The organism is Lentzea sp. CC55 (genome assembly GCF_021056325.1).
Classification (GTDB): Bacteria; Actinomycetota; Actinomycetes; order Mycobacteriales; family Pseudonocardiaceae; genus Lentzea; species Lentzea jiangxiensis.
Genome location: NZ_JAJCXE010000018.1, coordinates 63709 through 90090 on the forward strand (window position 1 = coordinate 63709; position 26382 = coordinate 90090).

The window sequence follows — 26382 nt, forward strand, 5'->3', positions numbered from 1 at the left end:
GGGGCGCACTCAGGCAGGTGGCGATGACTTCTTCGACGGCGTTCGAGCAGGCGTGGGAGCTGGGCGACCAGGTTCCCGGGTGGTTGACGGTGGACCAGGCCACCATGTTGTGGCAGGCCGCGCTGCGGCTCGGCCCCGGAGCCCGGATCGTGGAGATCGGCAGCCACCAGGGCAGATCCACCACCGTGCTGGGCATCGCGGCCCGCTCGGTCGGCGCGACGGTGGTCGCAGTCGACCCGTTCGTCGAGGGCAAGCTCTTCGGCGGCACGCCCACGCGCGTCCGCTTCGAGAAGAACGTCGCCCGCGCGGGCCTGACGGACGTCGTGCGGCTCGAAGCGTCGTACAGCACCGAACTGCGCAAGCGCTGGGACGAGCGCATCGACCTGCTGTACATCGACGGCAAGCACGACTACTGGACCTACACCGATGACATGCTGTGGTCGGAGAACCTGGTGCCGGGCGGCGAGATCCTGGTGCACGACGCGTTCTCGTCCATCGGGGTCACCCTCGGCATCCTGGTGAAGGTCTTGTGCGGCAACCGGTACGTCTACGTGGACCGTGCGGGCTCCCTCGCGCGCTTCCGTTTGTCGCAACCGGGCTGGACCGACCGCGGGCGCGTGCTCGCCGAGATGCCGTGGTTCCTGCGCAACGTGGGCATCAAGATCCTGCTGCGGCTGCGCTTGCGCCCGGTCGCACGTCTGTTCGGCCACGACGGGCCGTACGACCCGTACTAGCGGCTCCGGTACCGGTGTCTACTGTGGACGGCACGTGGGCGGCTGGCACAGCATCGTGCTCAGCGCCTGCGCGAAGATGTCGCTGATGCCGGCGGGATCGACGGTCGTGAACGCGTGACCACCGGTCGCGTCGGCGATGCGGGTCAGCTCCTCGACGTCCACGTCCGGCCCCATGCCGATCGCGATGACGGGCAGCGGCCGGCGCTTGTCCTGCAGCTTGCCGAGCTCGTCGAGCAGCTGCCTCTGGCTGATCGAGTCGGAGTCCTCGTTGCGGCCGTCGGTCATGATCACGAGGATGTTGATGCGGCCGAGCTCCCAGTTCCTCCTCGCCTCCTGGTACGCGGCGAGGGTGGTGTCGTAGAGACCGGTCGCCCCGTTCGCCGTCGCCCGCGTCGCCCGCACGGCGGCCACGGCCTGGCCGTTCGCGACGTGCTCCTTGACCGACGCGAACGGGAGGACCTGCTTGTAGTCCTTGTCGCCGTCGAGCTTCGTGGAGAACTTCCACAGGCCGATCTGCGTGGCGGGCTTGAACAACCCCAGCCCGCGCTCCGCGGCGGCGACGGCGAGCGCCATCCGCGTGGTCCCGGTCCGCGGCACGAGCTGGTTCATCGAGCCGGACACGTCCAGCACGGCCAGCACCCGCGCGGTGAGCGTGAGCCCGCTCCACAGCCGCAGCGTCTCGTCGACGAAGTCCTGGTCCAGCCCGGCGGCCCCGTCGTCCGGCGCGCGCAGGCCGAACTTCCGCAGGTCCGTCCCGGACCGCAGGTGGTTCAGGAACTTCTCCGCCCCTTGCCGCTGCTCCTGCCCCGCGTCGGGCAGCACGACGTACGGGAAGTCCAGCGGCGGCACGGGGTTCTCCGCGGCGACCGCCGTCAGCCTCGCCGCGCCCGGCGTGGAGTTGTGCCTCTCGAGGGCCTGCTCGGACGTGGGGAACACGTCGAGCGGCCGGCCGAACAGGTCGTCGGCGCGTTCGGAGTAGTCCGCCGACACGGGCCGGATCGCCGCGACCGTGGCCGCCGCCGGGTCCTTCTCGTTCGACGCGAACCCGCGCACCGCCAGCAACGCCGACAGGCTCGCCGGGTCCTTGGCGGGATCCGCGATGCCCGCGACCGCCTTGGCTCCCGGCCCGATCAGCTCCCGCCAGCTCCTGCCCTTGGCCGGATCCCTCACCGCGAGCACCACCGGCGACAGCGCCACCGACACCCCGGCCTCGGGCACCCGCCAGGCCCCGGAGTCCCGCGCCTGCCGCAACCACATCGTCGACTCGGGCACCCACACCGACGGCGCCCCGCTCCCGTCGACGAGCCGGGCCATCGTCTCGCGCGCCGCCTGGGCCTCGACCACGACGCGGTAGCAGCCCTCCCCCACGTCGAGCTTCGAGGCCGCCTCGGTCAGCGCCGGCGCGACCGCGGGGGCGGCGGTGACCTGGACGGTGGCCGGGTTGGTGCAGCGGGTGGCGGAGAGGCGGTCGATGATGACTTCTCCACCGATCCAGGCGGCGATGGACAACACGAGCAGAACCGAAAGTCCGACGACAGGCGCCGTCACCCGTCGTGGTCGCACCATGGCGGACACCTTAGACAACGGGGCTCGGCACGACCAGAACTCGTTGGTTCCGATTTCGGGGAGTGCGCGGGCGCACCAGCGATGCGCGTGGCGCGTCCAACTGTTGTGCGCGAAGCGCGGCGGGCGCGGCGTGCGCGAAGCGCGACGGGCGCGACGTGCGCGGCGTGCGCGGCGTGCGCGGCGTGCGCGAAGCACGGCAGACGCGAAGCACGGCAGACGCGACGTGCGGCGTACGCGGCGGCCCCACCCGCCTCAGGCCCAACACGGCGGCAGGCCCAACACGGCGGCAGGCGCCGTCACCTCTGGCGACGGCGCCTGCCGGGCTCCCCCTGCGGAACTCCTGACCGCAGCTGTGCGGACCGCCCCTGCGCGGACCGCACCTTGCGCGGACTACACCTGGTCGGCCCCGGCCGTCGTGGCCGGCTGCGCGCCGGGACGGCGGCGGTCCTCGAGCTTGATGTCGCACTTGCCCACCAGGGCGACGCCGGCGCCGATGGTCGTGGCGACCGGAGCGGCCAGCGCCGCGACGACACCGAGAGCCACCGGCACCTCGAGCACGACGTCGTCCTTGCTGTCACGCACGACGACTCGACGGTTGATGCCCTCGCTGACCAGCCCGCGCACGGCGTCGACCACCGAGTCGACGGTGGTGCGGGTGGACTCGGCCTTGGGTTCGCTCATGACTCTCCTCGGACTGCGGTTTCCCCTTGACGACTTCCAGCCTGCCCGCGGTGGGGACGCCTGCCATCAGGGTTCGACCCTGACCTCCACCTGATCTTCCCCTCAGAACACCGGAGGCCCGCGTCCCCGAGCCGGCCCCGTTCGCCACCCCCGGCGCCGGGTAGCCGACCGACGTGGCTGGACAACCCCCTTTGACGGATCGCTACCAGCACCGAGCGACCTGGAGCACCGCATCCGGTCGCTCACCGAGGAGGAGCTCGAACGCGTGCGGGACCACGAGCGCGAGCACGGCAACCGCGCTCCGGTGCTGCAGGTGATCACGGCACGATCGGAGGAGCTCGCGGGCGGTGCCGAACCCGCGCCGGGCGACCGGCGCAACGCCCCGCCGGTCAGCGGCGCGGCCGGTGGCTCGCCCGTCTCACCCGCGCATTCGCCCGACGGCAACACGCCTCTGCGGCACGGTGTGCACCAGCAGACGCCGGCACGCGGGCGGGACCAGGCGAACACCCCCGGCAGGCGGACCCGCACATCGGTGTCCCGGCCGTGACCCCGGGGACCGCCTCCAGCCCGGCTGTCGCGAACACGAACCTCGGCACCGGCCCAGGCGATCTCACCCGGCAGGGTGACCGTCCACACCGGTGTTTCCGCCGGGCCGGCCGGGGTATCCGCCGAAGTCGCCGACCGTCAGCGTTCGGTGACTTCGAGTTGAGAACGCAGCTCGCCGCACCTCGACTGTGGGAGCGCTCAAGTGAAGATCGCAATGGTGTCCGTCCGCTCGAACCCGCTGGGCAAGGGCGTGGACCCGCTCGGCGCCCAGATCGCCGGTCTCTCGGCGGCGCTGGCCGGGCGCGGTCACGAGGTGGTGGTCTACAGCCGCCGGGCCGATCCGGAGCTGCCGGACCGGGTGCGCACCGATCGCGGTTTCGACGTGGTGCAGGTGCCCGCCGGGCCTGCGGAGAGGCTCGCGGACGCCGAGGTCCTGGCACATCTGGGCGGCTTCACCTCGTCCCTCACCCGGGAGTGGGGTGTGACGCCGCCGGACGTGGTGCACGGGCACGGGTGGATGTCGGGGCTGGTGAGCGTGCTGGGCGCGAGGCGGGCCGGGGCTCCCGTCGTCCAGACGTTCCACTCGCTGGCGAAGCCGGGGAAGCACCGCACGACCGACGGGGGTTCGGCCGAGCGCGGCAAGATCGAGCTGCTGGTCGGCAGAGAAGCGGCCCACGTCGTCGCGGCCGGTTCGGACGAGGCGTTCGCCCTCGCCAGGAAGGGCGTCGACCGGAAGAAGATCTCCATCATCGGCAGCGGTGTCGACGTCGACAGGTTCACCCCGGAGGGGCCGCGGGCCCGGCGCGACTGGATGTACCGCGTGGTCGTCGCGAGTCCGCCACCGGCCGCGCGCGGCATCGACGGCGTCTTCGTCGCACTGTCGCGAGTGGACTGCGCGGAGCTGCTGATCACCGGGCTCCCCGACGGCGAGCGCGAGGCCGCCGAGCTGCGGGCACGAGCGGAGAAGTTCGGCGTCGCCTCCCGGACGACCTTCGTCGGCATGGTGCCGCACGAGTCGATGCCCGCCCTGCTCCGCTCCGCCGACGCGGTCGTGTGCGCGCCCGCGGGTGAGCCGTCGGGCGGGATCGCGGTCGAGGCCATGGCGTGCGGTGTCCCGGTGGTCGCCACCGCGACCGGCGAGTTCACGGACATCGTCGTCGACGGCATCACCGGCCTGCTCGTCCCGCCGGACGACACCGAGAGCCAGGCGCGGGCGCTGCACAGGCTCCTGATGGACGACACGCTGCGCCAGGAGTGCGCGATCGCGGGCCGCGACCGGGTCTCCGCCCGCTACTCCTGGAACCACGTGGCGCAGGAGGTCTTGCGCGCGTACGAACGCGCCGGTGCCGCCTCGCAGGTCACCACCGCCGTGTCACCGGATCCCGCCCGGTAGCGGCGGGAGCGTCATCCCAGCGGCGGGCGAGCGCGCCGCAACGGCTGCACGGCGACCCGCACGACCGGGGCGTCGCGCAGCTCCTCCAGGGGCACGGGCAACGGGATGCGCCAGTTCGGGTACTCCCCGGCGGAGCCGGGGAAGCCGGCCTGGCGCGTCTCTCCCAGCAGGTCCTCCGGTGCCACCAGCAGCAGCCGGCACGGCGTGCGCGCCAGCAGTTCGTGCATCGCCACCACCACCTCCTGCTCGCCGGCGTCCTCGTCGACGAGCCCCTCGGCGAGAAGGAGGTCGACGAGCTCGTCCCGGTCGAGTCGTGCCCGTGCCCGCTCCTGACCGGCGGGCAGCTCCAGCAGTCCGAGCTCCGCGCGCACCCGCACGTGCTCGGCGCGCAGGAAGCCCGTCGCGGTCGGGAGGTCGTGCGCCGACAGGGTCGCCACCGCCTGGGCGGGCCAGCGGTCGGGCGGCAGGGGCCGGCACCCCTGCCGGGACCACAGCGCCGCGGAACTGAGCATCCCCCGGTCGTGCAGCGCCCGCGTCACCTCCGGCTCCTCCCCCTGGTCCTCCCCGACGACCACCGCGCCCGCCCGGTGGGCCTCCAGCGCGAGCACGCCGAGCATCGCCTCGGCGTCGTAGCGGACGTAGGTGCCCCGCTGCGGCGCTTCACCCGGCGGGATCCACCACTGCCGCCAGAGCCCGGCGACGTGGCCGACCCTGATGCCGTCGGCGTGCCGCAGGACGCCGCGCAGGACGTCGCGGAACGGCGCGAACCCCGCGGCGGCGAGCCGGTCGGGACGCCACGGCGGCACTCCCCAGTCCTCCCCGGGAGCGGCGCCGATCGTCGTCCCGAGCGCCAGCACGTCCTGCGACGCCCACGCGTCCGCGCCCGATGGCGCCACCCCCGCGGCGAGGTCGCCGATCAGGCCGACGGCGAGGTCGGCGGAGTCCCTGGCCTTCGCGACCTGCTCGGCGCACAACCGCTGCAGCCACGCGTGGAACGCGACGCGGGGAGCGAGCCGCGCGGCCTGCTGCGCCACCGCGGGCGAATCGGGGTGCCGCAGCCGGGCAGGCCAGCGCCGCCAGTCCGCACCGTGCCGCTCGGCCAGCGCGCAGAACGTCGCGAACCGCGCCAGCTCGGGACGCGGCGGCCCGTCCGGTGGCGAAGCGTGCGACCACAGCAGCTCCAGGGCCGCCAGCTTGGCCTGCCACGTCTCGTCGTGGTCCACCAGCTCGCCGCCGGACGGCCGGAGCTCGTCCACGACCTCGCGGATCTCCGCCGGGGCGTGGCGGTACGCGGCGGTGTCCTCCACCCGCAGGTAGAGGGGGTTCAGGAACTGCCTGCTCGACGGCGAGTGCGGGGACCGCTCGACGGGCGAGACGGGCGTGACGGCGTGCACCGGGTTCAGCAGCACCGCGCCCGCACCGAGCTCACCGCACCAGCCGACGAACGAGCTCAGGTCGCCGAAGTCGCCCATGCCCCAGGACTTCCCCGAGCGCAGCGCGTGCAGCTGGACCGTCCACCCCCAGGCGGGCAACGGCGTCGGCACCCCGCGCGGGGTCACGAGCAGCAGCACCCGCTGGTCCTCCGTTTCCAGACGGTGCACGCCGAACGGGAGCCGGTCGGCGCGCGCCCGGCCGTTCACCGGGATCTCCTGGCCTCCCTCGCAGTGCACGACCCCGGCGCGCGGCAGGGCCACGGCCTGCCGGCCGCTCAGCACGACGGTCTCCGGCAGGACGCCCGCGCAGCGCCGCCGCCGCACCTCCGCCAGCTCACCGCGGACCGCCGCGGCGCTCGAGGTGTCGAGCCCGAACTGCTCCAGCACCGCCCGCAATACCGGCCGGTCCACCGGCAGCCGCTCCTGACCGGCGCCGCGGTAGGAGGTCGACACCCCGAAGGCCTCGGCCAGTTCGTGCAGGTCGTCGTCGTCCACCACGCGCGCATCAGCTCCTCGGCGCTCCGCACCCGAACTTCCCGCGCGGACCGCGCTGAAACGCGCTGGTGGACCTGGATGCCGCGCTACCACGCGGTGGTCATCGGTGCCGAGGCGCTTCGGGTTCCGCCGGGCGGTCTGCGAACCGCATCGAGCAGGCCGTCGAAGGTTGCGGCTCGAAAAGGGACGCCTGTGCGTCCGGACCGGTGCACGTCGAGCCGGACCACCACGGCTACCGGCTGCCGAGCACCGCCCACACCGTCTTGCGGCCCCCTGCCGCGTCGACCACGCACCCCCAGGTCTTCGCGAGCTGGGCGACGATGTGCACACCCCTGCCCGCGTTGCGGGCGTCGCTCGCGGGGTCGACGAGCACGGCCGGAGCCAGGTCGTCGTCACCCACCGCCACGGTGAGCCGGCCGCGGCGCAGCTCCAGCCGCAGCCGGGCCTCGGAGCCGGTGTGCTCCACGGTGTTCTGCACGAGTTCCGACGCCACGTGCACCGCGTCCTGCGTCAGCCGGTCCGGCAGTTCCCACCCCGCGCAGGTCCTCGCGACGAACCGGCGGGCGGCGCGGGGGCTGCCCAGGTCGTGCGGCAGGTTCCGGTGCGCGCGCCGGCGCGGCTGCGGCCGGTCGACGTTCGCCAGCGCCTCACCCACCTCGCCGAACACCCCGACGTAGCGCCTCGCGGGTGCGCGCCGGAACAGGTCGACGTACGCGGCTCCGGTGGCCACCAGCACCGGGAGCGCGGGCCAGTCGCTGATGCGCAGCCACACCGTCGTGAACACGTTCAGGACGCTGTTCGTCGCGATCTTCACAGCGCTGAGGTCGACGACCAGCGCCCGGGGTTGCTCGACGGCGCACTTCAGCATGAAGTCCCGCAGCACGCCGTAGGTCGAGTGCCCGAGAACGCCTTCGGGGCGGATCACCGCGCACCCCTCGCGCTCCTCGGCGCTGCACCTCAACCGCTGTTCGCTCCGCAGTCCGGTCATCAGCCGGCTTTCGCGGCGCTTCCCGCACTCACGAGCGCGTCGTGCAGGGACCCGGCGACCGGGAGGTGCCCGTCGAGCCCGCTGACCTCCAGCAGCCGCTGGAGCGGGCGCGTGTTCACGACGACGCGCAGGTCGACGCCATCGCGTCTCGCCTGCTCGCAGGCCTCCACGAGCACACGCAGACCGGTGGACCCGATGAAGGAGACCTCCTCCAGGTCGACCACCACCACCGGTGGCGTGGCGTCGAGGGCCTCGAAGAGGGGGTCGCGGACCGCCGCCTCCGTGAAGGCGTCGACCTCACCGGCTATCCGGACCACCACGGCCGCGTCGATCGTGGCGACACGCACCGACGCGAATTCATCGTGCTCAAAAGCTTCTTCAGTCATACGGCATCCCTTGTGAGGTGGCGCCGCATCGGCCGAGCTACCTGCTGAACCCGACCTGGCGGTGAAGGCAGGTGGTACGACCGTATTACCGTCCGGCCCTGCCGTCGACCCGGAAACCCGCGGCGGGGCCGAACGGAGCAACGGCCCCGAAGTGTCGCTTCGGGAGCGCGGGGTACCCCGTCCCGACGACACGAGGCAGAGGAGCACCAGTGCCACGAGACCTTGCCGCCGGAGCCCCCGCCGGCGCAGTGGAGGCGTTGCGCGCTCCCGTCCCCGGACTGCCCGCCGCGGCGGTGGTGCCGCACATCCCGGCGCGTGGTTCCTCCGCCCTGTCGGCCGTCCCCGCCCGCTCCGGTGGCCTCCCCCGGGCACGGCTGCCTCGTCGGCCACGGCTGGACGCCGGACGCGCTGCTCAAGGCCTGCGACGGCGGCCTGGAGAAAGCGCCGGCCGGGCGGCTGGCGGCGCACTCCCCGCCAGCGCGGGCGTGAGCTGATCGCCGTGCGGGAAGAAGAAGCGCGCACGGTCACGGTCGTCCTGCGCGAGCACCCGCTGAGGCCGGGTCCGCGGCAGGACGCGGGCACGTGACGGACATCAGCGTGCGGACGGCGGACCTCGCGGGTGTGGTGGTGGCGACCCCGGTGGGGCGGCTGGACCTGTCCACCTACGCCGAGCTGCGCGACGGGCTGATCGAGCAGGCGACCGGGGTGCCGGTCGCGATCGTCGTCCGCCTCGGTCCGGACTTCGAGTCGGCGAGCCACGCCATGCTGTCCGTCTTCGCCACGGTCTGGACGAAGATCTCGCACTGGCCGGACGTGCCGCTGGTGCTCCTCGCCGAGACGGCACGGCACCAGCGCGACCTCAGGCGCAGCGGCGTGACGCGCCACGTGGCGACGACGACCGACATGGCCGCTGCACTGGAGCGCGCCGAAGGACCTCCCCTGCGGCGCCACCGCCGCCTGAGCCTGCCGCGGTCGCTGGTCGCGCCGCTGATGGCCAGGGACGCGGTCCGCTCCGCCTGCGAGGAGTGGAACCTGCCCGCCGTGGCCGACGACGCGCTGCTCGTGGTGAGCGAACTCGTCGAGAACGCGGTCCGGTACTCCGGTTGCGAACCCTTGCTGCGCGTCGGACTGCGCGCCGGCGGGCTGTCCCTCGCCGTCGTCGACGACAACCCCGACCCCCCGGCCCACCGCGCCGGACCGTGGCGGGGCGGACTGGACCTCGTCGACCGGATGTGCCTCGCCTGGGGCAGCACCCCGTCCTTCGGCGGTGGCAAGGTCGTGTGGGCCGTCCTGCCGATCCGGCGACAGCGTTAGTTCTGCCGGGTGAACGACCGTCGCCCTCCCGGCACGGATCAGTCCACAGTGGAGGAGCCGGCGATCACCACTCCCGGAACAGGGGCGCCGTGACCGGCCGGGCGGATCCGCCGGGGAACGGCGTGTGATCCGGTGGTCCGTGCGGTTGAACGCGATCTCGGCGGGAACACCTGCGGTTCCGAAGGCCGATCGTCGCGAGGTGGCAGCAGATGTCCGCAGACCAGTACACCCGGCAGGACCCGCGGGAGCAGTACCCGCGTCCCGATGCCCAGGAGGGGCAGGAGCAGGCGCACCCCGGCACCGACCGGCAGATGGGGCCGGAGCCCGACCACGGCGAGAAGACCTACCGGGGCAGCGGCCGGCTCACCGACACCAAGGCCGTGATCACCGGCGGGGACTCGGGCATCGGCCGCGCGACGGCGCTCGCGTTCGCCAGGGAGGGCGCGGACGTGTTGCTGTCCTACCTCGAAGAGGAGCAGGAGGACGCCGAGCGCACCGCCGAGCTCGTGCGCGACGCCGGGCGGCAGGCCGTGCTGGCGCCGGGCGACCTGCGCAGCGAGGACGCGTGCCGCGACCTGGTCGAGCGGGCACGCGAGGAGTTCGGACGGATCGACGTCCTCGTCAGCAACGCGGCCTACCAGATGGCGCAGAGCGACGGGCTGCTCGGCATCGACAGCGAGCAGCTGGACCGCGTCTTCAAGACCAACATCTACGCGATGTTCTGGCTGTGCAAGGCCGCGGTGCCGCTGATGCCGCCGGGATCGGCGATCATCACCACCTCGTCGATCCAGGCGTTCATGCCCTCTCCCCCGCTGATGGACTACGCGGCCACGAAGGCCGCGATCGTCAACTTCACCAAGGCGCTCTCGGCCGACCTGATCGAGAAGGGCATCCGGGTCAACTCCGTCGCACCCGGCCCGGTGTGGACGCCGCTGATCCCCGCGACGATGCCCGCCGAGAAGGTCGGGGACTTCGGCGCGCAGACCCCGATGGGCCGCGCCGCGCAGCCCGCCGAGCTGGCACCGGCCTACGTCTTCTTCGCCTCGCAGGAGTCGAGCTACATCACCGGGGAGGTCCTGGGTGTGACCGGCGGTCAGCTGCTCACCTGATCTTCGGCGGTTCGAACGCCGCGTCGCGGTAAACCTCCACCATGGACCAGAACAGGGCACCGGTGCTGGAAGCGTTGCAGGCTTACCGCGAACGCGGCTACACGCCGTTCACCCCACCCGGCCACCGCCAGGGACGGGGAGCCGACCCGCGCGTGCTCGACGTCCTCGGCGAGGACGTCTTCGCGGCCGACGTGATCCCGGTGAACGGCCTGGACGACCGGACCGGCAGCCAGGGCGTGGTCGAGCACGCCCAGCAGCTGATGGCCGAGGCCGTGGACGCCGACCAGGCGTTCTTCTCGACCTGCGGCAGCTCGTTGTCGGTCAAGAGCGCGATGCTGTCGGTGGCGGGACCGCACGAGAAGATCATCGTGCCCCGCCACGCCCACAAGTCCGTCATCTCCGCGCTCATCCTCAGCGGCGTCTCGCCGGTGTGGCTGTCGCCGCACTGGGACGCCGGGCGCCACCTCTCCCACCCGCCGGGCCCGGAGGAGGTACGGGAGCTGTTCGAGGCCGAACCCGAGGCCAAGGGCATGCTGCTCGTGACGCCCAACGACTACGGCACCTGCGGTGACATCGCGGCGATCGCCGAGGTCTGCCACTCCTTCGGCAAGCCGCTGATCGTGGACGAGGCCTGGGGCGCGCACCTGCCGTTCCACCCCGGCCTGCCGCAGTGGGGCATGGACGCCGGTGCCGACGTGGTCGTCACCAGCGTGCACAAGTCCGGTGCCGCGGTGGAGCAGAGCTCGGTGTTCCACCTGCGGGGCGACCTGGTCGACCCGGACGTGCTCAAGGCGCGGGAGGACCTGCTGGCCACCACGAGCCCCACGTCCATCGTCTACGCCACCCTCGACGGCTGGCGGCGGCACATGGTCCAGCACGGCGAAGAACTGCTCACGGCGGCCCTCGCACTCGCCCACGCCACCCGCGACGCCATCAACGACCTGCCCGGCCTGCGCGTGATGGGCGAGGCCGAGTTCATCGGGAAGGGCCTGGCGCACGCACTCGACCCGCTCAAGATGACCATCGACGTGTCCGGCCTCGGCATCAGCGGCTACCAGGCCACCGACTGGCTGCGCGAGCACCAGCGCGTCACGCTCGGCCTCTCCGACCACCGGCGCGTCGTCGCCCACTTCACCCACGCCGACGACCACCGCACCGCCGCCATCCTGCTCGAAGCGCTGTCCGCGCTGGTCAAGGCCGATCTGCCCGCACCGCCGCAGGTCGACCTGCCGTCACCGGACGAGCTGCAGCTGGAGACGGCGATGCTGCCGCGGGACGCGTTCTTCGCCGAGGTCGAGCAGGTGGGCGCGGAGCAGGCCGTCGGCCGCATCAGCGCCGAGATGGTCACGCCCTATCCGCCCGGCGCACCCGCGGTCCTGCCCGGCGAAGTCATCACCCAGGAGGTCGTGGACTACGTCCGCAGCGGCCTCGACGCGGGGATGACCCTGCCCGACCCGTCCGACCCGGAGCTGAAGAGCTTCCGCGTGGTGGCGCGCAAGCCGTGAGGTCCAGGCGTGCGCGCGGTGCGCCTCCTCAGAGGTGAGGTGGAGGTCCGTCACGACCGCGATCGCACGGACCGCACCCCGGACTCGCTGACGACACCGGCGACCACGCCGGTGTCGTCGCCGAGCGGTCCCGGTCAGGTCGGGACCTTCGACGGTGGGACCGGCCCGGTGGCGTCGCCGACAGTGGAGCGGTACGACGCGAACCAGGCAACACGACGGGGTGAAGAACATGGCTCAGGTGACGGCGGCGCTGGGGCTCGGGCCCGACCAGGTCGAGGGCGTGCTCGCGGCGGCGTCGCTCGCGCCGTCCGTGCACAACACCCAGCCCTGGCGGTTCCAGGTGAAGCGAGACCGCATCGAGCTGTACGCGGACCACGGCCGCAGGCTGGCCGCGACCGACCCGGAGGACCGCGCACTGCGGCTCTCGTGCGGCGCGGCGCTGTTCAACCTGCGCCTCGCGCTGGAGGCCCGGGGCGTGCGCCCGCTGGTGTCGATGCTGCCCGGTCACGACGCGCCGGGTGCGCTCGCGGTGGTCCGGCGCGGCGGCTCGATCAAGATCAACGCCGAGAACCGCGCCCTGCTCGACGCCGTTCCCCGCCGGCGCACCAACCGCACCCCGTTCCTCGAGGCGCCGGTCGACCCCCGGCAGCGGCACGCCCTGGTCAGGGCGGCCGAGCTGGAGCGCTCGTGGCTGCACGTCATCTCGACGCCGCAGGACCGGGCGCAGCTCAAGCGGTTCGTCCGGCAGGCGCACGAGATCCAGCTCGGCGACGAGGGCGTGCAGGCCGAGCTCGCGGCGTTCACCGGCCACCGCCCCGGCGCCGCCGACGGCGTGCCGCCCGCCTCGGCGGGGGTGCGGCCCGCGATGCAGGACGAGTGGGCCTTCCGCGACTTCCAGGGCCCCGAGCGCCACCCCGGCAAGGACTACGAGTCCGACCCGCTCGTGGTGGTCCTCTGCTCGTTCTACGACGGCCCGCTCGGCGAACTGCAGGCAGGACAGGCGATGCAGCGCGTCCTGCTCACGGCGACCACGCGCGGCCTGTCGGCGTCGTTCCTGTCCCAGCCTGTCGAGGTGCGGCGGGTCCGCGAGAACCTGAGGCGCGCGCTCGGCGGCATGCTCGTGCCGCAGACCGTGCTGCGGGTGGGGTTCAGCACCCCGGTCCCGGCGACGCCGCGGCGCCCCGTCGCGGAGCTGCTGGTGGACGCCGACGAGCACGCGCCCTGCTGACGACGGGACTCCGGTCCCGCCGCCGAGCCTGCTTCCCGCTCTGCCGCGGACGGGCGGCACGAAGCACCGCGGACCGGCACACCGAAGGCCGTCGACGCAGGGCACCGCGCTGGTCGGGGCGGAGCGGGTGACGGCCGCGTGCTGGGCCACTCCGCCGTGCTGGCCGCGCCCAGTCGCGCTGGGCCACTCCGCCGCACTGGGCCACTCCGCCGGACTGGGCCGCGCCCAGCCGCACGAGCCGATCGTCCGCGCTGCACCAACGCACCACGTCCCCGTTCTCGTGGTGCACCAGCCCGTCCCGGAGCCTTCCGGAACCACATCACCGTCCCCGCTTCCCGGAGCGCACCGGAAGTTGATCGTGGTGTGCACGACCGCCCACGAGGGAACCCAGGGACTTCGGTCCTCGTCCGCGTGGACCGCAGGCCCTGTCCGGTGATCCTCCGCGACGGCAGCGTGGGAGGCGATGAAACCTAGTGAGGAGCACGAGATGCCGAACGCCGACTTGGAGCTCGTCGACGCGTACTGGCGAGCAGCCAACTACCTGTCGGCCGGCCAGATCTACCTGCTGGACAACCCGTTGCTGACCGAACCGCTGGCACCGGAGCACATCAAGCCCCGTCTGCTGGGCCACTGGGGCACCACGCCGGGGCTGAACTTCCTCTACGCCCACCTCAACCGCGTCATCCGCGACCGCGACCTGGACATGATGTTCGTGACCGGTCCCGGTCACGGCGGTCCCGCGCTGCTGGCCAACACCTGGCTGGAGGGCACCTACAGCGAGACCTACCCGGACGTGCCGCGTGACGAAGACGGCATGCGCAAGCTGTTCCGCCAGTTCTCCTTCCCCGGCGGCGTGCCGAGCCACGTGGCGCCCGAGGTGCCCGGCTCCATTCACGAGGGCGGCGAACTGGGCTACTCCCTCGCGCACGCGTTCGGCGCCGCGTTCGACAACCCCGGCCTGATCGTCGCGTGCGTCGTCGGTGACGGTGAGGCCGAGACCGGGCCGCTCGCGGCCAGCTGGCACGCCGGCAAGTTCCTGCACCCCCGGCGTGACGGGGCGGTGCTGCCGATCCTGCACCTCAACGGCTACAAGATCGCCAACCCGAGCCTGCTCGCCCGCATCCCGCACGACGAGCTGGACGCGTTGCTGCGCGGCTACGGCTACGCGCCGTACTACGTCGAAGGCGACGAACCCAAGGCGATGCACGCGCGGATGGCCGAGGTGCTCGACCAGGTGGTCGACGAGATCCACCGCGTCAAGGGGTCCGAGGACCGGCCGCGCTGGCCCATGATCGTGCTGCGCAGTCCCAAGGGCTGGACCGGTCCGTCCGAAGTGGACGGCAAGCCGGTCGAGAACACGTGGCGTGCGCACCAGGTCCCGTTGGCCGGAGTGCGGGACAACCCCGAACACCTGGGCCAGCTGGAGGCGTGGCTGCGCAGCTACCGGCCGGACGAGCTGTTCGACGAGAACGGCACCCCGCGGCCCGAGCTCGCGGCCCTGGTTCCGGACGGCGCCCGCAGGATGGGTGCCACGCCGCACGCCAACGGCGGGTTGTTGTTGCGCGAGCTCAAGATGCCCGGCATCCGCGCGCACGCCGCCGAGGTCGTCGAACACGGCACCACGCACTCCGAACCGACCCGCGTGCTCGGCCGGATGCTGCGCGACATCGTCGAACTCGACGCCGGCGCGCGCTCGTTCCGGATCTTCGGCCCTGACGAGACCGCCTCCAACCGGCTCGACGCCGTCTACGACGTGACCGGCAAGCAGTGGCAGGCCGAGACGCTGCCCGTCGACGAGCACCTCGTCCACGACGGCCGCGTCGTCGAGGTGCTGTCCGAGCACCTGTGCCAGGGCATGCTGGAGGGCTACCTGCTCACCGGCCGGCACGGCCTGTTCAACTGCTACGAGGCGTTCATCCACATCGTCGACTCGATGTTCAACCAGCACGCCAAATGGCTCAAGACGCACAAGAAGCTGGAGTGGCGCCGACCCGTCGCGTCGCTGAACTACCTGCTCAGCTCGCACGTGTGGCGCCAGGACCACAACGGCTTCTCCCACCAGGACCCCGGCTTCATCGACCACGTCATGAACAAGAAGGCCGAGGTCGTCCGCGTCTACCTGCCGCCGGACACCAACACCCTGCTCTGCGTCGCCGACCACTGCCTGCGCAGCAAGGACCACGTCAACGTCATCGTGGCCGGCAAGAACGACACGCCCGACTGGCTCCCGATCGACGAGGCCGAGCTGCACTGCGCCCGCGGCGCGGGCATCTGGGAGTGGGCGAGCAGCGACGACGGCGTCGACGAACCCGACGTCGTGCTCGCGTGCGCCGGCGACGCACCCACCGTCGAGGTGCTGGCGGCGGTGTCGTTGCTGCGCGAGCACCTGCCGTCGTTGCGGGTTCGCGTGGTCAACGTCGTGGACCTGATGCGACTGCAACCCGACACCGAACACCCGCACGGCATGCCCGACCGCGAGTTCGACGCGCTGTTCACCGCGGACCGGCCGGTGATCTTCGCCTACCACGGCTACCCCTGGCTCATCCACCGCCTGACCTACCGCCGCACCAACCACCACAACCTGCACGTCCGCGGCTACAAGGAGGAAGGCACCACCACCACGCCCTTCGACATGCTCGTGCTCAACGACATGGACCGCTACCGGCTCGTCATCGACGTCATCGACCGCGTTCCCGGACTCGGCCCCAAGGCGGCCCGCCTTCGGCAGCTGATGCAGGACAAGCGCAACCGCCACCACACGTGGATCCGCGAGCACGGCGAGGACATGCCCGAGGTGCGCGACTGGGCGTGGCGATGAACGTTCTCGTGGTGAACGCCGGTTCTTCCAGCCTGAAGCTGCGCGTGCTCGGCGGCGACGAGGAGGTCCTCGCCGAGACCACCCTCGAACGCTGGTCCGGAGGGGACGAAACCGGCCCGCTGGAGGACTTCCTGGAGGAGGCGCCCGACGTGGACGCGGTCGGGCACCGCGTCGTGCACGGTGGTCCCGAGTTCACCGAGGCCACGGTGGTCGACGACGACGTGCGGTCCGGGATCGAAGGGCTCACCGGGCTGGCGCCGTTGCACCAGCCGCGCGCGCTCGCCGGCATCGACGCGGCCCGGCGGCTGCTGCCCGGTGTTCCGCACGTCGCGTGCTTCGACACGGCCTTCCACACCACGATGTCCGCGGCCGTGACGACCTACGCCGTCCCCGCGGCCTGGCGGCGCAAGTGGGATCTGCGCCGGTACGGGTTCCACGGCCTGTCGCACGCCTACGCGTCCCGGCGGGCCGCCGAGCTGGCGGGCACGCCCGGTGCCCGCGTGGTGAACTGCCACCTGGGTTCCGGCGCCTCGCTCGCCGCCGTGGCGAACGGGCGGTCGGTCGACACGACGATGGGCTTCACCCCGCTGGCGGGGCTCGTGATGGCCACCCGCAGCGGTGACGTCGACCCCGGTCTGCTGCTGTGGCTGCAACGCGCCGGACTGGGGCTGGACGACCTGGAGGACGGCCTGGAGCACCACGCCGGGCTGGCGGGGCTGTCCGAGGTCGGCGGTGATCTGCGCGACGTCCGCCAAGCCGCGGGCAAGGGCGACGAGCACGCGCTCCTGGCGCTGCGGGTGTACGTGCACCGGCTGCGGCAGGGCATCGCCGCCATGACCGCCTCGCTGGGCGGGCTCGACCTGCTCGTGTTCACCGGCGGTATCGGCGAGCACGACGCCGAGTTGCGCGCCGACACCGCCGCCGGCCTGGGATTCCTGGGCGTCGACCTCGACACCCGGCTCAACACCGAGGACCCGCGGGACGCCCGGATCAGCAGGGACGGCTCGGGCGTGCAGGTGTGGGTGCTCGAAGCCCGTGAGGACGTCGAGATCGCCGCTCAGACCCGCGCCCTGCTCCGCTGACTGTCCACAGTGGATTTCGTGCGGGTCCCGGGACGAAGGTCCCTAGCAGGCAGCGACCTTCCTAACTGCATCCGCAACGGGTGATCGCGCAGGCTCAGGAGGTGTCAGGAACACGGGCCGCACGTCCGGTTCCCGCCGATCCCCGAGGAGCTACCTGTGCTGTCCGCTGCTTCAGCCGCCGTGGTGCGGGCGACCCTGCCCGTCGTCCGCGACCACGCCGCCGAGATCACCGCCGAGTTCTACCCGTCGATGTTCGCCGCGCACCCGGAGCTGCTGAACCTGTTCAACCAGGGCAACCAGGCCAGCGGCAAGCAGCAGCTCGCGCTCGCCTCCGCGGTGGTCGCGTACGCCCAGCACCTGCTCGACGGGACGCCGTTCGGCCCGATCGCCGAGCGCATCGCCCACAAGCACGTCTCGCTCGGCGTGCGTCCCGACCAGTACCCCATCGTCGGCAAGCACCTCATCGGCGCCGTCGCCACCGTCCTCGGTGACGCGGTGACACCCGAGGTCGCCGCCGCCTGGGACGAGGTCTACTGGCTGTTCGCGGTGACGCTGATCGCCGCCGAGGCCCGGCTGTTCCAGGCCGCGGGCGTCACCCCGGACACCCTGTGGCGGCCGTGGCGCGTCGCCAAGCGCGACGAGGAAGCCGTCGACACGGTGTCGTTCACCCTCGTGCCCGACGACGGCGGTCCCGTTCCGGCGTTCGAGCCCGGCCAGTACGTGTCCGTGGCGGTCGACCTGCCGGACGGCCACCGGCAGCCGCGCCAGTACTCGCTGTCGCAGGCGCCCGGCCGCGGCGAGCTGCGCATCACCGTCCGCCGGGTGCGCGGCGCGGACGGCACGCCGGACGGCGCGGTGTCCAGCTTCCTGCACGACCACGTGCGGACCGACGACACGCTCCTGCTCGGCCCTCCGGCGGGCGAGGTCGTGCTCACCGCGGGAGACCGTCCCGTGGTGCTGGTCAGCGCGGGCATCGGCATCACCCCGATGATGTCGATGCTCGACCACCTCGCCACGACCCAGCCGGCGCGCGAGGTCGTCGCCGTGCACGCCGAGCTCTCCGCCGACCGCCACGCCCACCGCGAGGAGTACGCGCGCCTCGCCGGACCGGACCAGCTGACCTGGTACGAAAACGGTGACGACGGCGGGCAGGCCGGCCGGGTCGACGTGGAAGCGATCCCACTGCCCGCCGACGCCGTCGCGTACCTGTGCGGTCCCATCGCTTTCATGCGTGACGTGCGCGCCGGGCTCCTCCGCCGCGGGATGCACTCCGACGACGTCAGGTACGAGGTCTTCGGGCCCGGCATGCTCAAGCGGTGACCTCCCCGCCGGCCGCACGCTCACGCCTCCCTACCGGCCGCGCGGCCGGTAGGGTCGTCGTCGTGGATCTCGAGAACACCGCGGCACGACTCGGAGTTCCGGTCGCGGACGTCGAACGCGTGCACCGGCTCGCCGGCGACCGGCCGTCCGCCCCGCTGCCCGCCAAGGCCGGCGCACCGGCTCTCCTGGACCGGCTCGCGGTGCCGCCGGACGACGCCGCCGAGATCCTGGCCGGCTGGCCGGACGCCGACTCTCCACTGTGGACCGACGAGCTGCGGTGGCTGCTGGACCGCTCGATCGCGCTGGTGCGCGCCGACCTCGGTGGCGGCGGCTGGCTGCCACCGGGACCGGAACTGCCGCGGGACCGGGGCCTCGCCTGGCGGCACCTGTACGTGTACGCCTACCTCGCACTGGTCGACGTCGTCAGGGAGTACCACCGCGACCACGGCATCGACGACGCCGTCTCGTGGGCGACGCTGGCGGACCTGGGCCGCAACCTCGCGGTCGACCGCCGGATGCGCGGCGAGGGCTGGCCGGTCATGCAGAGCTGGCTCACCCTGCACGTGCGCGGGGGCGTCCACGAGCTCGGCCGGCTGCAGCACCAGCGCGGCGACACGGCCCTCGGCCTGCACGTGCCCGACTCCGGACCGCTCACCCCGGAGGCGGTCGACGCGTCGCTCGACGAGGCACGCGCGTTCTTCCCGCGCCACTTCCCCGAGGAGCACTACACGGCGTTCTCCTGCGGCTCGTGGCTGCTCGACCCGCAGCTGCGCGAGTACCTGCCGGAGGACTCCAACATCATCCGGTTCCAGCGGAGGTTCGAGCTGGAGCCCTACGAGGCACCGGAGGGCATCGACGCCGACGTCGAGGTGCGGCGGTTCGTCTTCCGCACCCTGACCACCCCGCTCGACGACCTGCCGCGCCGCACGGTGCTCCAGCGCGCGGTCGTCGACCACCTGCGGGCCGGGCGGCACTGGCAGTGGCGCAGCGGCCGGTTCGCCCTGTAGCGAGGCCCGCCGGGAACCGCCGGACGACCGGTCGGGGTAGCGGCGTTTGGACGCGCCGGCCGCGGCTACCCAGCAGCATGTCCGACGACGCGCCGTTCGAGATGCCGCGGAAGCGCCCGGTACCCGGCGGTCCCGCCGCCGTCGCGGCCCGGCCCGAGCCGTTCGGGAGCCGGGGCACGCCCACCGGCGGACAGCTCGCCCGGTCGGCGCACGGCTGACCGGCCGCAGGACCATCTTGGTGATTCACCCGCCAGCGCGGAGTCCTTCCCGCGCTGGCGGCCTGCTGCCCCGGGTCGGTGCCGCGAGGCCTCCGGAGCCTGAACGCGGTACCGGTCGCAACGCGGTACCGGTCGCGGTGGTCAGCTCGGCAGCACGAAGGTGTCCCCGCGTTCCACCACCCGCACGTCGAACCCCGCCTGCCGCCGCGCGACCTCCGAGGTGAAGTCCGACAGCGGCGACTTCATCACCCCGTACTCCTCGTAGTGCACCGGAACCGTGGTGCGCGGGGCGAGCAGCTCCAGGAGGTCCGCGCCCTGCTTGCCGTCCATGGTGAGCAGCACGCCGAGCACCTTGGTGCCGCCGAGGTGCACCACCGCGAGGTCGATGCCGTCGAAGCGCTCGCGGATCCGGCCCAGTTCGGGGTGCACCAGGGTGTCGCCGCTGAGGTAGATCCGGAACGGGAGAACGCCCGCCGCCTCCCGGTACTCGAGCATCGTGCCCATCACCGGGGGCAGCAGGCGGCCCAGCGGCCCCAGCGCGTGCCGGCCCGGCAGCGAGGTGACCGTCAGCCTGGCCGGCCCGCGCGACAGCGTCACGGTCTCCCAGGTGCGCAGCGGCGCGGCTTCGCGGAAGCCGCGCCGCACCAGGCGTTTCGCCGCGTGCGGGGTGGTGAGCACGGGCAGGTCGCGCCGGAGCTCCCTGCTCGCCACCCGGTCGAAGTGGTCGCCGTGCAGGTGCGAGAGCACGACGGCGTCCAGTTCGGGCAGGTCGGCTATCTCGACCGCGGGATCGGTGAGCCGCCTCGACACCACGCCCTGGCCGATGTGCGTCCACTGTCCTCTGTGGAGGAAGTTGGGATCGGTCAGCAGGGTGAAGGGTCCGAGCCGCAGCACCGTCGTGGCGTTGCCGACGAAGTGCAGCGAGCCCGGTCCCGGGTTATCGGCGCTCATGCCGGTCGGCTACCCCGGCATCCGCACCGTGAACGTCGATCACAGGCGGAAGACCGAACGGACGCAGTCGTCTTCCTTCTTCTTGAACAGCTCGTAGCCGCGGGCGCCCTCGCTCAACGGCATGACGTGCGTCGCGAGGTGGTCGGTGACGAGCTCACCGGAGGCGATCCGGTCCAGCAGCATCGGGATGTAGCGCTGGCCGTGCTGCTGCGCGCCGCGGACCGTCAGGCCCTTGTTCATCATCGCCCCCAGCGGGAACTTGTCGACGATGCCGGTGAAGACGCCCAGGACGAACACCGAGCCGCCCTTGCGGCAGTGGTAGATCGCCTCCCGCACCGCGATCGGGCGGTCCATCTCCAGCTTCAGCTTGCTCTTCACCTGGTCGTAGACGTACTGCGGGCCGGTCGAGTGCGCCTCGCAGCCGACGGCCTCGATGCAGACGTCCGGTCCACGGCCACCGGTGGCGTCGAGCAACGCGTCGCCGACGGACGTCTCCGCGTAGTTGACCGTCTCCACCCCGAACATCGTTTCGGCCTGCCGCAGGCGGTAGTCGAAGCGGTCGATGATCAGGACCCGTTCGGCGCCGAGCAGCTGGGCGGCGCGGGCCGCCATCTGCCCCACCGCGCCCGCGCCCCACACGGCCACGACGTCGCCCTGCTTGACCCCGCCGAGGTCGGCGCCCATCCACCCGGTCGCCGCCGAGTCCGACGTGAACAGCGCGCTCATGTCGTCCACGGCGTCGGGGATCGGGATGGCGGTGTGGTCGGCGAACGGCACGCGCACGTACTCCGCGTGGCTGCCCCGGAAGCCGCCCATGGCGTGGGAGTAGCCGAAGATGCCCCCCGGATCGGACCCCCACAGGTGCTGGGTGATCGCCGGGTTGGTGTTGGTGTTGTCGCACAACGAGTACAGCTCGTTGCGGCAGTACCAGCACCGGCCGCACGCGATGAACGAGCACACCACCACGCGGTCACCGGGCCGGTGCCGGGTCACACCGGACCCGACCTCGACGACCTCGCCCATGAACTCGTGGCCGATCACGTCCCCCGCCTGCATGAACGGGATGTGCCCGGTGAGCAGGTGCAGGTCCGAGCCGCACACGGTGCTCAGCCGCACCTTGAGGATCATGTCCTGGTCGCCCAGCAACTCGGGGTCGGGCACGTCCTGCACGCGGACGTCGTTGATCCCCTCCCAGCACAGCGCCTTCACAGCCGGCCACCTCCTCCCGCCTGGTTCGTCACGAGCCGCAACGCCTTGCCCAGCGGCCCCGGATGCGTGGGCGCGGTGTCGGGACGCACCACCTCACCGGCCTCCAGCACCGACTTCGCCCGGCGCAGCGCGAGCCTGAGGTCGTGGCGGGACACGTCACCGGTCGGCTTCACCCGCAGCTCGGTGCCCTTGTCGCCGGTCGCCGGCTGGATGCGCAGCTCGAACTGGTCACGCCACCGGGTCAGGTCCTCGGGCAGCGAGGCCTGCACCTCCTCCGGAGCGCGGTACACCGTCACGGCCAGCCACTGCCCGGAGCCCTGGTCGTCCGAGCCGCCGCGCCACCGCCTCGCCACCGCGACGGCGGTCACCACCCCCGCCGCCAGGAGCGCTTTTCCTGCTGTGTTCATGTATCCGGCCCTTTCTCGGAGCACGAGGGCCGTGGATACCCCCGGCGATGCGGAACAACCGGGTGGTGACGTCTGTTTGCGGCGCGGGGGCACGGGTAGCCGGGCACGACCGAAGCCCGTCCCCGCTCCCCCGTTGGAATGGTCATGTCCCAGACCCGAGCCGCGGTGAGCAAGGCCGCACCGGCGGTCAGCGCCGTGGTCGCACCTGCCGGCGCGGCTCAGCCGCGGCGCCGGCACGCACCACCGGTGCCGACGGCTAGAGCTCGGTACCCCCGGTGATGATCAGCAGGACGACGTCGACGACGGCGACCACGAGCAGCGCGTTGAAGTGGGCCCGCGACCCGGCCCGCCGGCCCCGCACCCTGCCGACCAGGAGGATCACCACCGACGACGGCACCGCCACCAGTCCCGCCGTCGTGACGGGACCCGGCGGGCCGAGGGCGAGGACCACTCCGGTGATCACCGCCAGCGCGGCCGCCACTCCCGCGCTGGCCGCCCCGCCGATGCGGTGCGGCAGACCGCGCACACCGGTCGCGGCGTCGTCCTCCAGGTCGGGGATGACGTTGGCGAAGTGCGCGGCGCTGCCCAGCACGGCACCGGCGACGAGGAGCCACGCAGGCGCCCACCGGCCGTCCGGACCGCCGAGCGTGACGAACGCGGGCAGCAGGCCGAACGAGACCGCGTACGGCACGACGGAGAACGCCGTCGCCTTCACCCCGAAGTCGTACGCCCAGGCCGAGCACAGCGTCACGACGTGCACGAGCGCGGCGTCCACCCCGGACAGCAACGACAGCAGGACCGCCGCGACCGCAGCGATGACCGTGGCGGTCGCGACCAGCTCCCGCGACACGGTGCCCACCGCCACCGGCTTGTCGGCACGGCCGACGTTCGCGTCCCTGTCCGCGTCCAGCAGGTCGTTGAGCCATCCCACGGACAGCTGGCCCGCGAACACCGCCGCGGCCACCGCGACCACCCCTCCCGGCGACCTCCCGGTCGTCACGGCCAGCGCCGCCGCGACCGCGGTGACGGCGAGAGCGGGCATCGGATGACACGAACGCGCAAGAGCTCCTGTACGACCCACGGATCTCCACTCTGCCAGCTGCCGGCGAAGCCGCAGAACGAGCTCGAACCCAACGACCCCGAGCTGTACGAACGGCTCGCCGCGCAGTGGTGGCACCCGCGCGGCCCGTTCGTCATGCTGCACTGGCTCGCCGCCGCACGTGCCCGGCTCGTCCCCGCGGCACGGCCCGGTGCGGTCCTCGTCGACCTCGGCTGCGGCGCGGGCCTGCTCGCACCGCACCTGCGCGGGTACCGGCACATCGGCGTGGACCTGTCGGAGGCCAGCCTGCGCCAGGCGCGCGGCATCGAGCCCGTGCTGGGGGACGTGCTCGCTGTGCCGTTGCCCGACGAGTGCGCGGACGTCGTGGTCGCGGGCGAGATCCTCGAGCACGTGCACGACCTCGCGGGTGCGGTCGCGGAGGCGTGCCGGATCCTGCGGCCCGGTGGTCTGCTGGTGCTCGACACGCTGGCGGACACCGCGGTGTGCCGCCTGGTCGCGATCGGCCTCGCGGAGCGCGTCGGTCTCGCGCCGCGCGGCGTGCACGATCCCGCGTTGCTCGTCGACCGCGCCGCCCTCGTCCGCGAATGTGCCCGCCACGGTGTACGGCTGGCGTTGCGGGGTATTCGCCCGTCACTGCTCGACCTGCTCACGTGGCCGGTGCGCCGCGGGCGTCCCGTCCGCATGGTCCCGACCGCGACCACGGCCGTGCTCTTCCAGGGTGCCGGCCGCAAGAAGGGATGAGCCTTGGACCTCCACTCCCTGGCCGAACGCATGGCCGGCCGGGCGGCGCGCTACGACGCCGCCGGCGCCTTCCCCGAGGAGGACTTCGACGACCTGCGCGAGGCCGGACTGCTCGGCCTGATGGCACCGCCGCACCTGGGTGGCGCCGGTGCGTCGTTCGCCGAGTACACCGACGTGGCGATGCGGCTCGGCAGCGGGGCGGGTGCGACCGCCTTGATCTTCAACATGCACGCCTCCGTCACGGGCGCCCTCGCTTCCACACCGGACGAGCTGGTGCGCCAGTTCGGCGGCACGGAGAGCTTCTTCGCCTTCCGCGACCGCGTCCTCAAGGCCGCGGCGGAGGGCGCCCTGTACGCGGTGGCGATGAGCGAACCCGGCATCGGCTCCCGGCTGTCGCAGGTGCGCACCTCCTACGAGCGGACGGGTTCCGGTTTCCGCATCGACGGCGCCAAGACGTTCGTCTCGGGCGCGGGCCACGCGGACGCGTACCTCGTCGCCGCCAGGGACAGGCACTCCGACGAGCCGCGGATCTCGTACTTCCTCGTTCCGGCCGGTCCCGGCGTGGAGGTGCGGCCGGTCTGGGACTCGCTCGGCATGCGCGCCACGGCCAGCCACGACCTGCACCTGGGCGTCGAGGTCGGCGAGGACGCCCTCGTCGGCGGGATCGAGGGCGCCGCGCTGCTGCTCGCGCAGGTGATGCCCCAGTGGCTCGTCGCCTCCTACGCCGCCGTCTACGTCGGTGTCGCTCAGGCCGTGCTGCGGCATGGAGCGGAGCACCTGCGTGAACGCGGGCTGCACACGCTTCCCATGGTCCGCGCCCGCCTCGGGCGCGCCGACGTGCAGGTGGCCGCGGCGGAGCTCGTCGTCAGGAAGGCCGCCGCGCTCGTCACCGACGACCCCGGCAGCCCCGAGACGAACCGCTGGGTCTGGCGGGCGAAGCTGATCGCCGGGGACACGGCCGCCCAGGTCGCGTTCTCGGTGCTGGAGGCGGCGGGCGCCTCGGCCACCCGCCGGGGCCATCCGCTGGAACGGCTCTACCGCGACGCCCGGTGCGGCGCGCTGCAACCGGCCACGTCGGACGTGTGCGCGGACTGGCTCGGCGCCAGCGCCCTGGGCGAGAACCCCGACGAGGCGCGCTGGTGACCGCGCACATCGCCGCGATCGCCACCGCACTGCCCCGGGCGGTCGAGCAGAACACCCTGTGGGACGAGCACTTCCGCCCGCTGCTGGGAGGCAGCAGGGCCGCGGAGCGGATCTTCGCGGCGGTGGGCGTGCGGCGCCGGCACGCCGTCGTCAGCCCGCTGGACCTGGACCTGTCCGAGTCCACGACCGGTGAGCGGATGCGGCTCTACAACGAGTACGCGCGGCCGTTGGGGCACGAGGCCGTCTCCGCCGCTCTCGCGTCCGCCGACCTCGACCCCGCCGACATCGGTCAGCTGACCGTCGTGTCGTGCACCGGTTACACCGCGCCGGGACTCGACGTGCAGCTGGCGTCGTCGCTGGAACTGGCCGATGACGCGCAACGGCTGATGGTCGGCCACATGGGCTGTTACGCGGCCCTGCCCGCGATGGCGGCCGTCACCGACTACGTGACCGCTCACCACCGCCCGGCCGTGCTGCTGTGCGTGGAGCTGACCTCCCTGCACGTCCAGCCGACCACCTCGGACATGGGCCAGATCGTGTCCCACGCGCTGTTCGGCGACGCGGCCACGGCGGTGGTGCTGCGACCGCAGGAGTCCGGGCTGGAGGTCGTCGCCACCGGAGCGGTCACCGATCCGGCCACGGCGGACCACATGACGTGGGCCGTCACCGACCACGGCTTCCGGATGACGCTGTCCCCGCACGTGCCCGAGGTGCTCGGCAAACACGTGAGGCGGGCCGTCGAACGCCTGCTGGACGACCACGGTCTCACCGTGCCCGACGTGCGGGGCTGGGCCGTGCACCCCGGTGGCCCGCGCATCCTCGACACCGTCGAGCACGAGCTCGGCCTGGCGCCGGAAGCGCTCGAACCGTCGCGGCACGTGCTGCGCGAGCACGGGAACTGTTCGTCGGCAACGGTGTTGATGGTCCTCGACGAACTGCTCCGCGGCGGCGCGACGCGGCCGGGTGATCCCGTGGTGGCGATGGCGTTCGGTCCGGGACTGACCCTTTACATCACGTTACTGCGCGCGAGGTGAGCATCATGCGATCC

General features: G+C 72.7%; 25 protein-coding genes. 16 read left to right on the plus strand and 9 right to left on the minus strand.

Features of this window, described 5'->3' with window-relative positions:
- The first annotated feature begins 23 nt into the window (after window positions 1–23).
- Window positions 24–734 (plus strand): class I SAM-dependent methyltransferase, encoded by a 711-nt coding sequence (locus L6E10_RS11375; RefSeq protein ID WP_236219464.1) that lies wholly within the window; start codon window positions 24–26, stop codon window positions 732–734.
- A gap of 18 nt (window positions 735–752) precedes the next feature.
- Here L6E10_RS11375 and L6E10_RS11380 read toward each other — a convergent pair whose 3' ends face one another.
- Both L6E10_RS11380 and L6E10_RS11385 read right to left on the minus strand, forming a co-directional pair.
- Entirely contained in the window at window positions 753–2300 is a 1548-nt protein-coding gene (locus L6E10_RS11380) for a VWA domain-containing protein (protein WP_236219465.1), read from the minus strand.
- A gap of 390 nt (window positions 2301–2690) precedes the next feature.
- Window positions 2691–2981 (minus strand): DUF4342 domain-containing protein, encoded by a 291-nt coding sequence (locus tag L6E10_RS11385; RefSeq protein WP_090097082.1) that lies wholly within the window; start codon window positions 2979–2981, stop codon window positions 2691–2693.
- A 265-nt stretch (window positions 2982–3246) separates the two neighbouring features.
- Here L6E10_RS11385 and L6E10_RS11390 point away from each other — a divergent pair, with 265 nt between their 5' ends.
- Window positions 3247–3528: a hypothetical protein gene (locus tag L6E10_RS11390; protein ID WP_236219466.1), complete on the plus strand. Its 282-nt coding sequence runs from the start codon at window positions 3247–3249 to the stop codon at window positions 3526–3528.
- A 201-nt stretch (window positions 3529–3729) separates the two neighbouring features.
- Window positions 3730–4920, plus strand: coding sequence for a glycosyltransferase (locus L6E10_RS11395; protein WP_236219467.1), 1191 nt, complete (start codon window positions 3730–3732; stop codon window positions 4918–4920).
- An 11-nt stretch (window positions 4921–4931) separates the two neighbouring features.
- Here L6E10_RS11395 and L6E10_RS11400 read toward each other — a convergent pair whose 3' ends face one another.
- From L6E10_RS11400 to L6E10_RS11410, 3 genes are all read right to left on the minus strand, one after another.
- Window positions 4932–6851 carry a 4-alpha-glucanotransferase gene (locus L6E10_RS11400; RefSeq protein ID WP_236219468.1) on the minus strand — a complete coding sequence of 640 codons (1920 nt, stop codon included), beginning with the start codon at window positions 6849–6851 and terminating at the stop codon, window positions 4932–4934.
- 229 nt (window positions 6852–7080) lie between these two features.
- Entirely contained in the window at window positions 7081–7836 is a 756-nt protein-coding gene (locus tag L6E10_RS11405) for an ATP-binding protein (RefSeq protein ID WP_236219469.1), read from the minus strand.
- Window positions 7836–8183 (minus strand): STAS domain-containing protein, encoded by a 348-nt coding sequence (locus L6E10_RS11410; protein WP_236219470.1) that lies wholly within the window; start codon window positions 8181–8183, stop codon window positions 7836–7838. The genes L6E10_RS11405 and L6E10_RS11410 overlap by 1 nt, the downstream gene beginning before the upstream one ends.
- Before the next feature lie 393 nt (window positions 8184–8576).
- Between L6E10_RS11410 and L6E10_RS40265 the strand changes: the two genes are divergently transcribed.
- The 10 genes from L6E10_RS40265 to L6E10_RS11455 all read left to right on the plus strand — a co-directional run bounded on the left by L6E10_RS40265 (window position 8577) and on the right by L6E10_RS11455 (window position 19823).
- Entirely contained in the window at window positions 8577–8711 is a 135-nt protein-coding gene (locus L6E10_RS40265) for a hypothetical protein (RefSeq protein WP_275676411.1), read from the plus strand.
- A gap of 93 nt (window positions 8712–8804) precedes the next feature.
- The gene (locus tag L6E10_RS11415; protein ID WP_236219471.1) at window positions 8805–9536 is read left to right on the plus strand and encodes an ATP-binding protein; all 732 of its coding nucleotides are present in this window, start codon (window positions 8805–8807) and stop codon (window positions 9534–9536) included.
- 209 nt (window positions 9537–9745) lie between these two features.
- Window positions 9746–10645, plus strand: coding sequence for an SDR family oxidoreductase (locus tag L6E10_RS11420; RefSeq protein ID WP_275676412.1), 900 nt, complete (start codon window positions 9746–9748; stop codon window positions 10643–10645).
- Window positions 10646–10686: 41 nt separating this feature from the next.
- Window positions 10687–12150 (plus strand): aminotransferase class I/II-fold pyridoxal phosphate-dependent enzyme, encoded by a 1464-nt coding sequence (locus tag L6E10_RS11425; protein WP_236219472.1) that lies wholly within the window; start codon window positions 10687–10689, stop codon window positions 12148–12150.
- Window positions 12151–12379: 229 nt separating this feature from the next.
- The gene (locus L6E10_RS11430; RefSeq protein ID WP_236219473.1) at window positions 12380–13378 is read left to right on the plus strand and encodes a nitroreductase; all 999 of its coding nucleotides are present in this window, start codon (window positions 12380–12382) and stop codon (window positions 13376–13378) included.
- Between the two features lie 487 nt (window positions 13379–13865).
- On the plus strand, window positions 13866–16196 hold the full coding sequence (locus L6E10_RS11435) for a phosphoketolase (protein WP_236219474.1): 2331 nt from the start codon (window positions 13866–13868) through the stop codon (window positions 16194–16196).
- A complete protein-coding gene (locus L6E10_RS11440; protein WP_236219523.1) occupies window positions 16193–17278 on the plus strand; it encodes an acetate/propionate family kinase in 1086 nt (361 codons plus the stop codon). Before L6E10_RS11435 ends, L6E10_RS11440 begins: the two co-directional genes overlap by 4 nt.
- Before the next feature lie 156 nt (window positions 17279–17434).
- On the plus strand, window positions 17435–18598 hold the full coding sequence (locus L6E10_RS11445; RefSeq protein WP_236219475.1) for a globin domain-containing protein: 1164 nt from the start codon (window positions 17435–17437) through the stop codon (window positions 18596–18598).
- Between the two features lie 62 nt (window positions 18599–18660).
- Window positions 18661–19605 (plus strand): acyltransferase domain-containing protein, encoded by a 945-nt coding sequence (locus L6E10_RS11450; protein WP_236219476.1) that lies wholly within the window; start codon window positions 18661–18663, stop codon window positions 19603–19605.
- A gap of 77 nt (window positions 19606–19682) precedes the next feature.
- Window positions 19683–19823, plus strand: a complete 141-nt coding sequence (locus L6E10_RS11455; protein WP_236219477.1) for a hypothetical protein — start codon at window positions 19683–19685, stop codon at window positions 19821–19823.
- Between the two features lie 141 nt (window positions 19824–19964).
- Here the strand turns inward: L6E10_RS11455 and L6E10_RS11460 are convergent, their stop codons facing one another.
- The 4 genes from L6E10_RS11460 to L6E10_RS11475 form a co-directional block, all read right to left on the minus strand.
- Window positions 19965–20774 carry an MBL fold metallo-hydrolase gene (locus L6E10_RS11460; RefSeq protein WP_236219478.1) on the minus strand — a complete coding sequence of 270 codons (810 nt, stop codon included), beginning with the start codon at window positions 20772–20774 and terminating at the stop codon, window positions 19965–19967.
- A 39-nt stretch (window positions 20775–20813) separates the two neighbouring features.
- Window positions 20814–21983 (minus strand): zinc-dependent alcohol dehydrogenase, encoded by a 1170-nt coding sequence (locus tag L6E10_RS11465; RefSeq protein WP_236219479.1) that lies wholly within the window; start codon window positions 21981–21983, stop codon window positions 20814–20816.
- Window positions 21980–22390 (minus strand): hypothetical protein, encoded by a 411-nt coding sequence (locus L6E10_RS11470; RefSeq protein WP_236219480.1) that lies wholly within the window; start codon window positions 22388–22390, stop codon window positions 21980–21982. The genes L6E10_RS11465 and L6E10_RS11470 overlap by 4 nt, the downstream gene beginning before the upstream one ends.
- Window positions 22391–22646: 256 nt before the next feature.
- The gene (locus L6E10_RS11475) at window positions 22647–23432 is read right to left on the minus strand and encodes a UbiA family prenyltransferase (protein ID WP_236219481.1); all 786 of its coding nucleotides are present in this window, start codon (window positions 23430–23432) and stop codon (window positions 22647–22649) included.
- 3 nt (window positions 23433–23435) lie between these two features.
- On the opposite strand from L6E10_RS11475, the gene L6E10_RS11480 reads away from it, so the two are divergent.
- The 3 genes from L6E10_RS11480 to L6E10_RS11490 are packed head-to-tail and all read left to right on the plus strand — an operon-like array spanning window position 23436 to window position 26368.
- On the plus strand, window positions 23436–24191 hold the full coding sequence (locus L6E10_RS11480) for a bifunctional 2-polyprenyl-6-hydroxyphenol methylase/3-demethylubiquinol 3-O-methyltransferase UbiG (RefSeq protein ID WP_236219482.1): 756 nt from the start codon (window positions 23436–23438) through the stop codon (window positions 24189–24191).
- A gap of 3 nt (window positions 24192–24194) precedes the next feature.
- Window positions 24195–25334, plus strand: a complete 1140-nt coding sequence (locus L6E10_RS11485) for an acyl-CoA dehydrogenase family protein (RefSeq protein WP_236219483.1) — start codon at window positions 24195–24197, stop codon at window positions 25332–25334.
- Window positions 25331–26368 (plus strand): type III polyketide synthase, encoded by a 1038-nt coding sequence (locus L6E10_RS11490; RefSeq protein ID WP_308102774.1) that lies wholly within the window; start codon window positions 25331–25333, stop codon window positions 26366–26368. The genes L6E10_RS11485 and L6E10_RS11490 overlap by 4 nt, the downstream gene beginning before the upstream one ends.
- The last annotated feature ends 14 nt before the right edge of the window (window positions 26369–26382 follow it).

Excerpts from the sequence above, each read along its gene's own strand:
- L6E10_RS11375 (WP_236219464.1), top strand. The coding sequence starts at position 24 with ATGACTTCTTCGACGGCGTTCGAGCAGGCGTGGGAGCTGGGCGACCAG.
- L6E10_RS11380 (WP_236219465.1), bottom strand. The coding sequence starts at position 2,300 with ATGGTGCGACCACGACGGGTGACGGCGCCTGTCGTCGGACTTTCGGTT.
- L6E10_RS11385 (WP_090097082.1), bottom strand. The coding sequence starts at position 2,981 with ATGAGCGAACCCAAGGCCGAGTCCACCCGCACCACCGTCGACTCGGTG.
- L6E10_RS11405 (WP_236219469.1), bottom strand. The coding sequence starts at position 7,836 with ATGACCGGACTGCGGAGCGAACAGCGGTTGAGGTGCAGCGCCGAGGAG.
- L6E10_RS11420 (WP_275676412.1), top strand. The coding sequence starts at position 9,746 with ATGTCCGCAGACCAGTACACCCGGCAGGACCCGCGGGAGCAGTACCCG.
- L6E10_RS11425 (WP_236219472.1), top strand. The coding sequence starts at position 10,687 with ATGGACCAGAACAGGGCACCGGTGCTGGAAGCGTTGCAGGCTTACCGC.
- L6E10_RS11430 (WP_236219473.1), top strand. The coding sequence starts at position 12,380 with ATGGCTCAGGTGACGGCGGCGCTGGGGCTCGGGCCCGACCAGGTCGAG.
- L6E10_RS11435 (WP_236219474.1), top strand. The coding sequence starts at position 13,866 with ATGCCGAACGCCGACTTGGAGCTCGTCGACGCGTACTGGCGAGCAGCC.
- L6E10_RS11440 (WP_236219523.1), top strand. The coding sequence starts at position 16,193 with ATGAACGTTCTCGTGGTGAACGCCGGTTCTTCCAGCCTGAAGCTGCGC.
- L6E10_RS11455 (WP_236219477.1), top strand. The coding sequence starts at position 19,683 with ATGTCCGACGACGCGCCGTTCGAGATGCCGCGGAAGCGCCCGGTACCC.
- L6E10_RS11460 (WP_236219478.1), bottom strand. The coding sequence starts at position 20,774 with ATGAGCGCCGATAACCCGGGACCGGGCTCGCTGCACTTCGTCGGCAAC.
- L6E10_RS11470 (WP_236219480.1), bottom strand. The coding sequence starts at position 22,390 with ATGAACACAGCAGGAAAAGCGCTCCTGGCGGCGGGGGTGGTGACCGCC.
- L6E10_RS11475 (WP_236219481.1), bottom strand. The coding sequence starts at position 23,432 with ATGCCCGCTCTCGCCGTCACCGCGGTCGCGGCGGCGCTGGCCGTGACG.
- L6E10_RS11480 (WP_236219482.1), top strand. The coding sequence starts at position 23,436 with ATGACACGAACGCGCAAGAGCTCCTGTACGACCCACGGATCTCCACTC.